The organism is Curtobacterium sp. Leaf154 (assembly GCF_001424595.1).
GTDB lineage: Bacteria > Actinomycetota > Actinomycetes > Actinomycetales > Microbacteriaceae > Curtobacterium > Curtobacterium poinsettiae.
Genome location: NZ_LMOS01000001.1, coordinates 430,485 through 443,042 on the forward strand (window position 1 = coordinate 430,485; position 12,558 = coordinate 443,042).

Consider the following 12,558-nt stretch of genomic DNA (forward strand, 5'->3'; position numbering starts at 1 on the left):
GCCTGCGCTGATCAGGAGATCAGTGCTCGTCGTAGTGGTCGCCGTGCTGGGCGTGCTTGTGGCCGTCGTGGACGAAGTCCACGTGGTCCTCGTGCTGGACCGTCTCGTGGCCGCAGCCGTCCTGGTGGGTGTGCTCGGCGACGGTGTGCTCTGCGCTGTTCTCGTGCTCGGCCATGGTGACCTCCTGCTGATCGACGGTTGGGATGCCCTCAGCGTAGGTCACGCATGCAGAAGTTGCAATACATTTATAGATGAGAACGGATGTCAGTTCCGGGGGATCCGGTGCACGGTCCGCTCGACCACCTCCGATACCCAGTGCGACGGTCGGTCGATCCCGTCGGGCAGCATCGTGGCGGTGTCACCGCCTGCCGCGTTCACCTGCGCCTGCGTGAGGAACAGCGCGGTGGACAGATCCGCTCCGTCGAGCCGGGCGTCCCGCAGATCGACCCCGAGCAAGTCGACGCCGGACAGGTCCACGCCGCGCAGGTCCGCCCCGATCGCGGTGGCACCCCGCAGGTCGGCGCCGGCCATCGGCCGGCCCCGCAGATCACGACCGGCGAGGTCGGCCCCCGGTCGCAGCAGTCCGGCCCGTGAATCGTCCTGGCCGGCGCGGTACCTGGCCCGGACCTCGCCGCTCACCTCGACCAGGACGTCCCGGACGCGTTCGTGCAGCGGCTCGACGTCGAGCGCCAGGAGCGTCGGGCGACCTGCGACGAGCACGCGCCGGATCTCCCGCGTCAGGAGCCCGGCGTCGTCCGCCGAGTCGGGCGTGACCGCACGGTCCTGCGCCTCGGCGAGGTGCCAGAGCATCTCGTGCAGCAGGCGGACGATCGGGAACACCCGGAACATCTCCGCGCGGGAGTCAGGGTGGTCACGCCAACTGACCCCGTCGTAGAGGGTCTGCGACACGTACTGGCCCGCACCGGAGCAGTCGAAGACGGTGCACCCCCGGAACCCCCGCGGCCGGAGCGTCTGGTGGATGGTGCAGGAGAAGTCGTCAGCGAGGTTCCCGCACGGGGTGCCGGCGGGCTTGTCGATCGGGAAGTCGGCGGAACGCTGGAACCCGAAGGCGGTGCAGCAGAGCGCGAAGCAGTTGCCGCAGTCCGCGCGCAGGGCGGACCGGTCGGTGGTCGTCATGGAGTGGTCTTCCTCTGGTGGTCTGGATGGTGTGCCGGGTGTGGGGGAGCTCCTGATGGAGTTCCCCGTCCGGGCGCACGAGACCACCCCCGCGCGTCGGCGGGGCGAACCGGTGGTGCTGGGCGACCAGTGGGTCACCGAGAGAGACGGAGGATCACTGTGGCCAGGCTAGCGTTCCCGCTGCGACGGGAACCGGAAACGGGCGTCCCTGGTGAGCACAACAGACCGGGTACGCCCGCTTCGACCAGGTGTGCCCGGGGGCGCCCTACGACGACGCGGGCGGTGACGCCACCGACTCGATGCCGTCCAACCGCGCCTCCTCCGCGTCGTACCCGGCGCGCACCTGCCGCAGCACCAGGTCGTCGATCTCGTCGGCGTCGCGCAGGCGCAGCAGGGTCTTCGCCTTGTGCTGCACCAGTGCGAGCTCGAGGGCGACCGCGTTGTCGTGCCGCTGGAGTGCGGGGTGGTCGTCGTCGTCCCCCTCGCGGGCCTCGATCACGTCGAGGTGGGCCTCGTAGTCCTTCCGCAGACGAGCGACCGTCGCACGGTCGGCGCCTGTCGACCGTGCGAGGCGGGGGAGTGCGTCGAGGGCCTCCTCGATCGCGGTGCGTTCGGCGTAGCGACGTTCGTCGCTGACCGACTCATCCTCGGGCAGTGCGGCGCGGCGCAGGACGGCGGGCAGCACCAGGGCCTGCCCGACGATCGTGACGATGACCACCCCCGCGGTGACGAAGACGATGAGGTCGCGCTCGGGGAAGCCCCCGCCGGACTCGAGGGTGCGCGGCACGGCGACGGCCATGGCGAGCGACACGGCGCCGCGGAACCCGGCGAAGCCGCTGACCAGCCGGTCCCGGTGTCCCTCACGGGGTTCTCCGCCGGTGCGTCGGGTGACGAGCCAGATCGTCCCACCCGCAGCGTTCAGGAACGCGAAGCGCACGATCACCAGCAGCACCGCGACCGCGAAGACGATCCCCGTCCCGCGCAGCAGGTCCGCGGGGTCGAGCGCGCGTGCGGCGACCATCGCCTCGATGCCGACCAGGACGAACAGTGCCCCGTTGAGCAGGAAGGTCAGGAACGACCAGAAGGCCCGGACCTGCTGCCGGGTCTCGGCGCGGTCGAGCTTCGGCCCGACCTGGCTGACGACGATGCCCGCTGCGACGACGGCCAGCACGCCGGAGGCGCCGATCGCCTCGGCGGCCAGGAAGGCCGCGAACGGCACGAGCAGGGTGACGAGGTTCTCGAGCACGACGGTGTCGACCCGGCGCAGCACCATCGTGCCGATCCAGGCGGCGGCGAGCCCGGCGGCGACCCCGCCGACGTACGACAGCGCGAGCATGCCGGAAACACCCCAGAACGTGAGTTCCTGCGTGCCGACGGTGACGGCCACCGCGATGCCGTAGACCACCAGCGTCGTGCCGTCGTTCACCAGGCTCTCGGCGCGGAGCACCGTGACGTTCCGGCGCGGCAGCATCTTGGTGAGCACGCCGACCGCGGTCGCGTCGGTCGGCGCGACCGCGGCGCCGAGCACCCATGCGGGGCCCCAGGGCATGCCGAGCAGGTGCAGCAGGGTGGCGACGGCACCGGCGGTGACCACGACGAGCAGGGTGCCCATCAGGACGATGCCGCGCAGGTTCTTCCGGATCTCGCGGAGCGACGTCGTCAGGCTCTCCCAGTACAGCAGCGCCGGCAGGAACAGCAACAGGACCGCCTCGGCGGGGAGCTCGACGTCCGCGAACTCGGGGACGAGCCCCAGCAGTGCGCCGAAGACCAGGAGCAGCACGGGCGGCGCGATCCGGATCCGGTCGGCGACCGCCGCCGTCAGCGCGATGGCGAGGCCGAGCACGACCACCAGTTCCGGTCCCAGCACGTGCACTCCGATCGTCGTCCGACCCGCAAGTCAACGCCGATCCACGGTGGATCCTTCCAGAACAGCCGGACGACGCGCCGCACCGCTGCGCGGTACCGATCGCACCGGGACGGGACGGGACGACGCGCTCAGAGCCAGCCGCGTCCGCGTCAGACCGTCCGCGGCCGACGCACCACCCGTCGCCACCACGCGCGCCACGGCAGGCTGCTCACCAGCGCGGACCCGATCACGACGGTCCCGAACCACCCGACGACCACGCCCGGGATCGGCACGAGCAGGCTCGCCCAGAGCAGGACCGACAGCACCCCGAGGACGTACGCCGCCCCGGCCTTCAGGTACCGCAACCGCTTCAGCCCCGCGGCCTGGTCGACCCGCGACGTCAGGCGGGCCAGGAACACCGCGCCGACACCGATCGCCCCGACCGCCACGGCGGCCTGCTCGAGCGCCCCGAGCCCGTCCGACCCGAGCGGCCCGGACCCCGACAGGCTGTACACGCCGTCGAGGATCTCGAAGAGCATGAACACCACGAGCCCCCGCTCGAACACGACGGTCGACGCGTACAGGTGGATCCGCCAGGCACCGCGGCCGATCCCGATCGACTCCGTGTCCGACGTGCCACCCCCGGACCCGGGGCGCAGCGCCCACGCCGCGGTCCACTTCGACACGAGGTACGCGGCGATCCCGGCAGCCCCGCCGATCGCGACCGGCAACAGCACACCGGGCGCCCACCCGGCACGCGACCCGACGAGGACGGACGTGACGACGACCCCCGTCGTGGCGGTGACCAGCGACCAGACGCGCGGTCGCGCGACGGAGGCGAGTCGCGCCTCCAGGCTGCCCAGCCACGACCTGCGGGACGCGCGGTCGGTGTTGAACAGGTACTCGGCGAAGACCTGCCAGATGAACGCGGCGCCGAAGGCGGCCAGGGCGGGACGCACCTCGGCCAGGTGCGCGGAGAACGAGCCGGGTGCGAAGACGGCCTCCTCGACGGAGCTCGCCGGGTCGGTCGCGTCACCGACCGCGACGGCGGCCGGCGGCAGCAGCAGCCGCATCGCGAGCACGCCCGCGACGATCCCGAGCGACAGGAACAGCCGGCGGGCGGGGGAGTGCAGGCGTCCGGCGATGCCGGCCATCGGCACGGACGAGTCCGCAGCCATCGCGATCTCGAGGAACGCGAGGGCGACGAAGGCGAGCGCGGCGGCGGGGCCGAGCACCAGCCAGGCCGCCGCGGCGGCCGCGACGGTGATGAGCAGGGGGACGGTCAGGAGCGATCTCGTGGCCATCTGCCCATCCAGCCCGTCCGGGCTGGGCGGCGCATGGAGCGCTCCTGGGCATCGGCCTGGAGGCCCGTGGGGACCCCGTCAGACGGGTGACGGCCCGTCCCCACTTGCGGGGACGGGCCGTCAGGTCGGGCTCGCAGAACACCGGTGTTCGCGTGCCGAACCGCGTTCTGCGCGTGTTCGACCGGCGAACACCGGTGTCTTGCGGGGGCCCGCGTCAGTCGTGGAACGTCTCGATGGACGCACCGAGCGAGTTGAGGCGCTCCTGCAGCTGCTCGTAGCCACGGGCGATGATGCCCACGTTGCGCAGGACGCTCTCACCCTTGGCCGCGAGCATCGCCAGCAGGATCACGACGGCGGGCCGCAGTGCCGGCGGGCAGCTGATCTCGGCGCCGGAGAAGTGCGTCGGACCGGTCACGTCGAGGCGGTGCGGGTCACGCAGGGTGACGCTGGCGCCCAGGCGGGTGAGGTCGAGCAGGTGGATCGCCCGGCCCTCGTACACCCAGTCGTGCACGAGCGTGGTGCCCTCGGCCATGGCGGCGATCACGACGAAGAAGGGCAGGTTGTCGATGTTCAGGCCCGGGAACGGCATCGCGTGGATCTTGTCGATCGGCGCGTGCAGTTCGGACGGGTGGACCGTGATGTCGACGAGGCGGGTGCGACCGTTGGCGGCGGGGTACTCGTCGGTGACGTCGAAGCGCAGGCCCATCTCGGCCAGGGTCGCGAGCTCGATCTCGAGGAACTCGATCGGCGCCCGGGTCACGGTGAGGGTCGAGGCGGTGACGATGCCGGCGGTCAGCAGGCTCATGGCCTCGACCGGGTCCTCGCTCGGCCAGTAGTCCACGACCTCGTCGATGCGGCTCTTGCCCGTGATGCGGAGCGTGGTGGTGCCGATGCCCTCGATCTGCACCCCGAGCAGCTCGAGGAAGAAGCAGAGGTCCTGCACCATGTAGTTGGGGCTGGCGTTCCGGATGACGGTCTCACCGTCGCGGGCGGCGGCGGCGAGGATCGCGTTCTCGGTCACGGTGTCGCCGCGCTCGGTGAGCACGACCGACTTGGTGGGGACGGCCTGGTTGGCGACGTCGACCTCGTACCAGCCGGAGGTCGCTTCGACGTCGACGCCGAACGGACGCAGCGCGATGAGGTGCGGCTCGACCGTGCGGGTGCCGAGGTCACAACCGCCGGCGTAGGGCAGGCGGAAGGACTCGAACCGGCCGCTGAGCGGGCCGAGGAACATGAGCACGCTGCGGGTGCGACGGGCGGCGTCGGCGTCGATCGCGTCGAGGCGCAGGTCCTCGGGGGCGACGATCTCGAGGGTCTCGCCGTCCTCGGACCACGTGACGCTCGCGCCGAGGCTGCGGAGCACGTCGATGATGCGGTCGACCTCGACGATCCGGGCGACCTTGTGCAGACGGGTCACGCCGCGGTTCAGCAGCGAGGCGCAGAGCAGTGCCACGGCGGCGTTCTTGCTCGAGTTCACCGCGATGGAGCCACTGAGCTTCCGGCCGCCCTGCACCCGAAGGTGGGCACGCTGCGGAGCGCCGCCGATCGAGACGATCTGCTGGTCGAGGGCGTCGCTGATGCGGGTGAGCATCTCGAGGGACAGGTTCTGCCCACCCTGCTCGATGCGGTTGATCGCGCTCTGGCTGGTGCCGACGCGTTCGGCGAGCTGGGCCTGCGTCATGCTGCGGCCCTTGCGGGCGCCCCGGATCAGGGCGCCGACCTCACGGAGGGGTGCTGCGGTCGCCGGAGATGCCGGCGAGACGACGGTGGTGGTGTCGGTCATGTGCGCCACGCTAACACGCTCATGAGATAAATCAGTGGAGGATCGGCACCCGTTGCGCGTCTCGAGGTCTCGAATACATCACAGTTGGGAATTTCGGGGGACGAACGCTCAGGCATCGGTCAGGCGGCCGTCGACGACGGTGACCAGGCGGTCGAGCGCGTCGCGGTGGACGAGGTCGTGCGTGACGAGCATCGTCGCCGTGCCCTGCTCGTGCGTGAGACGCGCGATCAGCGCCATGATCTCGGCGCCCCGCTCCTGGTCGAGTGCGCTGGTGGGTTCGTCGACCAGCAGGACGGACGGGGTGTTCACCAGGGCGCGGGCGATGGCGACCCGTTGCCGCTGGCCACCGGAGAGCTGCGCGGGACGTTTGCTGCGGTGCTCGGCGAGACCGACCGCTGCCAGCAGCGCATCGGCACGGGTGTGCACCGCGGTCCGGTCTCGGCGGCCGCCACCGAGCTCCGCCATGACGAGCAGCTGTTCCCGCGCGGTGAGCGACTCGATGAGGTTCGACTGCTGGAACACGATGCCGACCTGGTCGCGGCGGAGCGTCGTCGCCTCGTTCCGGCTCAGGGTCGCTGCGTCGACGTCGTCGATCCACACGTGCCCGGAGTCCGGGCGGATCAGGGTCGCAGCGACGGCGAGGAGCGAGGACTTCCCGGAGCCGGAGGGCCCGGTGATGCCCGTGACCACCCCGTTCGGAGCGGTCAGGGACACGCGGTCCACCGCCGTGATGCGGGAGTCGCCGTCGGGGAAGGTGAGGGTGACGTCGTCGAGGGTGATCATCGGTTGCTCCCGAGTGCGGTGAGGGGGTCGGCCTTGGTGACGGTGCGGAGTGCGACAGCGGCACCGGCGAGGCCGAGGACGACCATCACGGCGGCCGGCAGCAGGGTGGTGAGCGGACTGAGCAGGAACGGCAGGACACCGGTCGCGAGCGTCCCCAGGACCGACACGAGACCGATCCCGACCCCGACGCCCACGGCCAGGACGACGAGTGCCTGGCCGAGGGCATCGCCGACGAGCGACGCGTCGGAGGCGCCGAGGGCCTTGAGGACGGCGATGTCGTCGGCACGCTGCAGCGTCCACACGGTGAAGAACGCCCCGACGACGAGTGCGGAGACACCGAAGAGCATCACGATCATGAGTCCGAGCGACCCGACCTCCGACTTGAACGTGTCGAGCGCGGTGAGGCTGGCGAGCGGTGACGCGGCGACGGTGTGCGTGCGGTCCGCCGTGCTGCCCCAGTCCGGCGCACCGGAGACGGCGAGCACGGTCGCTTCGCCGTCCCCGCCGAGGCGACGATCGGTCGACGCCCACGCGGTCGGGGAGAGCGCGACCACGGGGGTGTGGCTGTACCAGGCGTCTCCGCCGACGGTGGCGACCCGGTAGGTCCTCCCCATGATCGTGACGGCGTCCCCGACGGCGACGTCGAGGTCCTTCGCTGCGCCGGCGGACAGGCCCACCGTGTCGTCGGACCGCGGAGCCAGGTCGGTGACCGTCGACGCGGGGGCTCCCCGCGGCACGCCGAACAGGGCGACGGCCACCGCTGGTGCGGTCTCGGCGTGTACGGCGGCCCGCCCCTGTGCGATCCCGATCGGCGTGACGTGCTCGACGCCCGAGGACTGCCGCCACGCGGAGACCGTCGCGGCGTCGATCGTCGACTGCGAGAACGAGGGCTGTCCGGTCGAGGGCTCCTGCAGGACGAGGCGGTTCCCGGGGAGACCGAGGACTGCGGACACGTCCTGTGCGCCGAGCCCACCGGTCAGACCGGCGAGGAAGCCGACGAGCAGGGTGATCAACGACACCACGGACCCGATGAGCACGAACCTGCCACGGGCGGCTCGGAGGTCACGCCAAGCGACGAACACGATGGTTCCTTCCCGACGGCAGGGACGCTCCCCGCCGTCCAGCCGAGCCTCGCCGTCGCCGGTCCCGGTGCCATCGCCGGGAGGTTGACTGCTCTCGTCCGACTTCTGGTTGATGCCAGGTCGGTCGTGGCCGCCGTACGCTGCAACGGACATGGCACACAGCACCCTCACGCCCGTGTTCGTCGGGCTCCGCACCGGACTGCACGTGCTGTTCGCCGCGCTCGTGGCGCTCGTGGTCGTCCGCGTCCTCGTCGTCCGCGAGCCGACCATGTGGGCGGCGATCGCCCTGGTGGTCGGGTTCGCGGTCCTCTACCTGCTCGGTGCCGGTGTCGCCGCCGCGCCGGAGGCACGCCGAGCCGTGGTGGGTGCGGCCTGGATCACCGCCTTGACCGCCGTGTGGGTGGCCTTGCTCGTCCTGGTGCCGGAAGCGGCGTACCTGGTGTTCCCGCTGTTCTTCCTCTACCTGCACGTCCTGCCAAGGATCGTCGGGCCGGCCGCCGTGGTCGCAGCCACCCTGATCGCGGTCCTCGCCCTGGGCCTGCACGGCGGCTTCACCGTGGGTGGGGTGATCGGCCCCCTCGTCGGTGCCGGGGTCGCGTTGCTCATCGGCCTCGGCTACGGCGCGCTCGCCCGTGAGTCCGTCGAGCGGGAGGCACTCCTGGCGGAACTCCTCGCCACCCGCGACCGACTCGCCGCGACCGAACGGCAGCAGGGCGTCCTCACCGAACGCGCCCGCCTGGCACGCGAGATCCACGACACCGTCGCGCAGGACCTCTCGAGCATCCAGATGCTCCTCCACGCCGCCGAAGCAGCCGACAGCGACCGCCCGGGCATCGAGCACATCCGTCTCGCACGCGCCACCGCGGCCGACGGTCTCGCAGACACCCGGCGGTTCATCCGGGAGCTCGCACCGCCGTCCCTCGACGCCGGACTCCCCGCAGCACTGCGCCGCCTCAGCGACCAGTGGCACCGCGAGGGACTCGGCATTACCGTGACCGCAGCACCCGAAGCGTCGGAGTTGACGATGGACGTGCAGACCGCTCTGCTGCGCATCGCCCAGGGTGCCGTCGCGAACGTCGCCCAGCACGCCGGCGCCACGACCGTCGACATCACCCTCGACGTCACCGCCACGCACGCGTCCCTGCGGGTGCAGGACGACGGCACCGGGTTCGACCCCGACCACACCGGCGCCCGCTCCGGCACGTCCGACGCGTTCGGGCTCCGCGCGATGGGTGAACGCGTCGACCAGCTCGGTGGCCGTCTCACCATCGACAGTGCACCCGGGCACGGCACCACCATCACCGCGACCGTGGAGGTCGGTGAGCCGTGATCCGACTCGTCATCGCCGATGACCACCCCGTCGTCCGCGCCGGCCTGCGCGCACTCCTCGACGGGGCCGTCGACATCGACGTCGTCGGGGAGGCCGCGACCCCCGACGAAGCCGCCGCCCTCGTGGCGTCCGTGGACCCGGACCTCGTGCTCATGGACCTGCAGTTCGGACAGGACCGCACCGGTGCCGACGCCACCCGGCAGATCCGGTCGACCGACGCCGCGCCGTACGTCCTGGTCCTCACCAACTACGACAGCGACGGCGACATCCTGGGCGCCGTCGAAGCGGGGGCCAGCGGGTACCTGCTCAAGGACACGCCACCCGACGAGTTGCTCGCCGCGATCCGCGCCGCAGCCGCCGGTGAGAGCGCCCTCGCACCGGCGGTCGCGAGCCGCCTGATGGCACGGATGCGTGCGCCACGGGTCAGCCTGTCCGCTCGCGAGATCGAGGTCCTCGGGCTCGTCGCCGAGGGCGCCTCGAACGTCGATGTTGCGGCACGCCTGCACATCACCGACGCCACCGTGAAGTCACACCTGGTGCACGTGTTCTCCAAGCTCGGCGTCGGTTCCCGCACCGCCGCGGTGTCCGAGGCCCGGGCGCTCGGCATCCTGCGCTGACGGCCCGTGCTCGCGCTGGTGCCGGTGCCCGCTGGTTCCGGTGCCGGTGCGCGCTCCGGTGCTCGTGCCGGGGTCAGCGCGTCCGGATCGTCAACCGCTCGAGGGCGAAGGCGCCGTCCTGCACGAACAGCCCCACCCGACCGGCGGCCCGGTCGTAGAGCCGCGTGCTCAGAGCGACGCTGCCGTCCACCACGGCCACGCAGACGTCGCCGTCGAGGTGGACGTCGACCCGGTGCCTGCCCGGGGCGAGCTGCACGGCACGTTCCAGTTCCACGGCGTGCGGCACGTCACCGAGGATCTGCCACTGCTCGGTGCCGGTGCTGCCGCGCGGCCACCGGTCCAGGACGAGCCGGTTCCGATCGGGTTCGAGACGCAGTGCGTAGCCGTCCTCGGTGTCGTCGCTGGTGCGCAGGAGCAGTCCGAGCGACTTCGTGTCCGCCGCGAGGTCGATGTCCATGCTGACCAGCGCCTCCGTGGGGAGTTCCGGACCGACCCACGACGCGTACCGCGTGGCGGCGCCGGCACCGACCGTCGGATCTGCGCCGTTGCGCGGTCGGAAGGCCGAGGTCACGTCGTCCTCGTCGGAGTAGGCGGCCTTCACGGCTTCGGGCAGGTCGAAGCGCAACGACCCGTCCACCCGCTGGTGTGCCTGGAGGGTGGCCATGGTGCCGGCCCACTGCCAGGCCCCGTCGTCGCGGTCGCCCTCCTTCGACGCGATCCAACCGACGAAGTACCGCTCGCCGTCGAGCGCCAGCGTCTTCGAGGCGTAGAACGCGCGCCCGTCGACGGTGTCGTCCGCCGGAGCGAGCCACGGCCCGTCCGGGGACGTCGCGATGCGGTAGCGCGTGCAGAACGCGTCCGAGAACTCCGAGTACACGAGGTACCACCATCCGCCCCACTGGAAGACGTCGGGGCACTCCTGGGTGATGAAGCGGTGGGGTTCCCAGAGCGGTGACGCGTCGCGCCAGGTCACGAGGTCGTCGGACTCGAGTCGCGCGACCAGACCGGATCGTCGGTACGGTTCGTCGCGTCGACGCGCTGCCAGGAGCATCTGCCACGGCCCCTCGGCAGACGGACGGAACACGAAGGGGTCGCGCCAGTCCTCGGGCGAGTACCCGGCGAGTGCGGAGAGATCCCATCCGGGGTGCTTCGTCCAGTCCGTGAGATCACCCGAGGACGTCGCGTGGCAGACGACCTGGGCATCCTTGGTGACGCCGTCGACCTCGGTCGTGATCCGCGGGTTGTGCCCGGTGTAGAACAGGTGCAGGGTGCCGGCGTCGTCCTGCACGACGCTTCCGGTGTAGCAGTCGAAGTCGCTGGCATCGGCGCCGCCCGAAGGCAGGACCACGCCCTTGCTCTCGAACCCGACGAAGTCGGTCGTGGTCACGGCTCCCCACGGCATCCCGGTCGCTCGCTCGAGCGGGGGGACACCCGGACGCTCGTCGAGCAGGTAGAACAGCCACGCCGTGCCGTCGTGCTCGAACGGGATCACGTCCCCGACGAAGCCGTTCGGGGGCCGGAAGTGGGTGCTGGGTGTGGCGGCCAATCAGGTTCCTTCGGGTCGGGGAGCTGCGAGTGAGCTCCGGGGGACGTACCCGCACGGCACGAGGTGCCGACCGGGCTGCTCCGTCTCCGCCAGCAGCAGGGTTCCGGCGTCGAAACCCATCTGCTGGTGGGGGAGCGCGACGGTGGTCAACGGTGGGTGCATCTGATCGGCGAGGTCCGGCTGGTCGTCGAACCCCACGATGCTGACGTCCTCGGGACAGCGCATGCCGAGCGACTGCGCCGCCATCAGTGCGCCGACCGCCATGCGGTCGTTCCCGCAGATGATCCCGGTCGGCCGCTCGGTCGTCAGGACCTCCATCGCGAGGTCGTAGCCCGAACCCACCTGGAAGGTCCCGAACTCGACGCGGATGGAGTCCGGAGCGATCCCTGCATCCGCGGCGGCGCGCTCGAGGCCACGCTTGCGCTCCTGGCAGGCGTAGTCGTCCTCGGGGCCTCCGAGGAACGCGACCCTGGTGTGGCCGGCGGCGAAGACCGCGGCGGCGACGTCACGGCCGCCTTGGAACTCGTCGGCCAGGACGGTCACGGCGTCGGTGTCGCCGGGCGGGAAGCAGTTGACGAACACGGTGGGCACACGGTCGAGACCTGCGACCGGGGTGACGTACTCCGGTCCGGGCGCCGCGTAGACGAGGCCGGCGACACCCTGCCGGACGAGGTTCTCGACCGCTGCCTTGCCGCCGTCGGTGGTCTGGGCGGTCTCGACCACGAAGCAGACGTACCCGGCCTCCTGCACCGCCTGCTGCACACCGAGCACGATGTGCCCGGCGTACGGCTGGGACACGAGCCGGTCAGCGATGACGCCGACCGTGTACGAGCGGTTCGAGCGCAACGACTGCGCAGCCCGGTTCGGTTGGAAGTCCAGTTCCTTCGCGGCCTGGAGCACACGGGCACGGGTCTCGTCAGCGATCGAGACGTCCCGACGGTCGTTGAGCACGAACGACACGGTCGGCTGCGACACCCCTGCACGGCGTGCGACGTCCTTCATCGTGACGCGGTGCGACTGCGCTGTGCGTTCTCGGCTCGCCATCGGATCTCCTTCGTCCCGCTCATCATGCCAGAAGCAAATACGTATTGCCTCCCCGGTGGCCGCTGTGTACGATCGCCTCACAAATA

General features: G+C 71.3%; 11 protein-coding genes. 2 read left to right on the top strand and 9 right to left on the bottom strand.

Going from position 1 to position 12,558, the window contains the following annotated elements; translation table 11 throughout:
- Positions 1-19 precede the first annotated feature (19 nt).
- The 7 genes from ASF75_RS02025 to ASF75_RS02055 all read right to left on the bottom strand — a co-directional run bounded on the left by ASF75_RS02025 (position 20) and on the right by ASF75_RS02055 (position 7,935).
- On the bottom strand, positions 20-223 hold the full coding sequence (locus tag ASF75_RS02025; protein ID WP_235517480.1) for a zinc transporter permease: 204 nt from the start codon (positions 221-223) through the stop codon (positions 20-22).
- A gap of 41 nt (positions 224-264) precedes the next feature.
- Positions 265-1,137, bottom strand: a complete 873-nt coding sequence (locus ASF75_RS02030) for a pentapeptide repeat-containing protein (protein WP_056068516.1) — start codon at positions 1,135-1,137, stop codon at positions 265-267.
- A 265-nt stretch (positions 1,138-1,402) separates the two neighbouring features.
- Positions 1,403-3,004 carry a Na+/H+ antiporter gene (locus tag ASF75_RS02035; RefSeq protein WP_031259878.1) on the bottom strand — a complete coding sequence of 534 codons (1,602 nt, stop codon included), beginning with the start codon at positions 3,002-3,004 and terminating at the stop codon, positions 1,403-1,405.
- Between the two features lie 149 nt (positions 3,005-3,153).
- Entirely contained in the window at positions 3,154-4,287 is a 1,134-nt protein-coding gene (locus ASF75_RS02040; protein WP_042537091.1) for a DUF475 domain-containing protein, read from the bottom strand.
- A gap of 214 nt (positions 4,288-4,501) precedes the next feature.
- Positions 4,502-6,070: a helix-turn-helix domain-containing protein gene (locus ASF75_RS02045; RefSeq protein ID WP_193558902.1), complete on the bottom strand. Its 1,569-nt coding sequence runs from the start codon at positions 6,068-6,070 to the stop codon at positions 4,502-4,504.
- Between the two features lie 108 nt (positions 6,071-6,178).
- On the bottom strand, positions 6,179-6,853 hold the full coding sequence (locus ASF75_RS02050; protein WP_056068519.1) for an ABC transporter ATP-binding protein: 675 nt from the start codon (positions 6,851-6,853) through the stop codon (positions 6,179-6,181).
- A complete protein-coding gene (locus tag ASF75_RS02055) occupies positions 6,850-7,935 on the bottom strand; it encodes an FtsX-like permease family protein (protein WP_056068521.1) in 1,086 nt (361 codons plus the stop codon). Before ASF75_RS02055 ends, ASF75_RS02050 begins: the two co-directional genes overlap by 4 nt.
- 151 nt (positions 7,936-8,086) lie before the next feature.
- Here ASF75_RS02055 and ASF75_RS02060 point away from each other — a divergent pair, with 151 nt between their 5' ends.
- Positions 8,087-9,265, top strand: coding sequence for a sensor histidine kinase (locus ASF75_RS02060; protein WP_056068522.1), 1,179 nt, complete (start codon positions 8,087-8,089; stop codon positions 9,263-9,265).
- Positions 9,262-9,882 carry a response regulator gene (locus tag ASF75_RS02065; RefSeq protein WP_056068524.1) on the top strand — a complete coding sequence of 207 codons (621 nt, stop codon included), beginning with the start codon at positions 9,262-9,264 and terminating at the stop codon, positions 9,880-9,882. The genes ASF75_RS02060 and ASF75_RS02065 overlap by 4 nt, the downstream gene beginning before the upstream one ends.
- A gap of 73 nt (positions 9,883-9,955) precedes the next feature.
- On the opposite strand, the gene ASF75_RS02070 is transcribed toward ASF75_RS02065, so the two are convergent.
- A complete protein-coding gene (locus ASF75_RS02070; RefSeq protein ID WP_056068526.1) occupies positions 9,956-11,428 on the bottom strand; it encodes a GH32 C-terminal domain-containing protein in 1,473 nt (490 codons plus the stop codon).
- A complete protein-coding gene (locus tag ASF75_RS02075; protein ID WP_017887450.1) occupies positions 11,429-12,472 on the bottom strand; it encodes a LacI family DNA-binding transcriptional regulator in 1,044 nt (347 codons plus the stop codon).
- Positions 12,473-12,558: the final 86 nt, after the last annotated feature.

Excerpts from the sequence above, each read along its gene's own strand:
- ASF75_RS02030 (WP_056068516.1), bottom strand. The coding sequence starts at position 1,137 with ATGACGACCACCGACCGGTCCGCCCTGCGCGCGGACTGCGGCAACTGC.
- ASF75_RS02040 (WP_042537091.1), bottom strand. The coding sequence starts at position 4,287 with ATGGCCACGAGATCGCTCCTGACCGTCCCCCTGCTCATCACCGTCGCG.
- ASF75_RS02045 (WP_193558902.1), bottom strand. The coding sequence starts at position 6,070 with ATGACCGACACCACCACCGTCGTCTCGCCGGCATCTCCGGCGACCGCA.
- ASF75_RS02050 (WP_056068519.1), bottom strand. The coding sequence starts at position 6,853 with ATGATCACCCTCGACGACGTCACCCTCACCTTCCCCGACGGCGACTCC.
- ASF75_RS02060 (WP_056068522.1), top strand. The coding sequence starts at position 8,087 with ATGGCACACAGCACCCTCACGCCCGTGTTCGTCGGGCTCCGCACCGGA.
- ASF75_RS02075 (WP_017887450.1), bottom strand. The coding sequence starts at position 12,472 with ATGGCGAGCCGAGAACGCACAGCGCAGTCGCACCGCGTCACGATGAAG.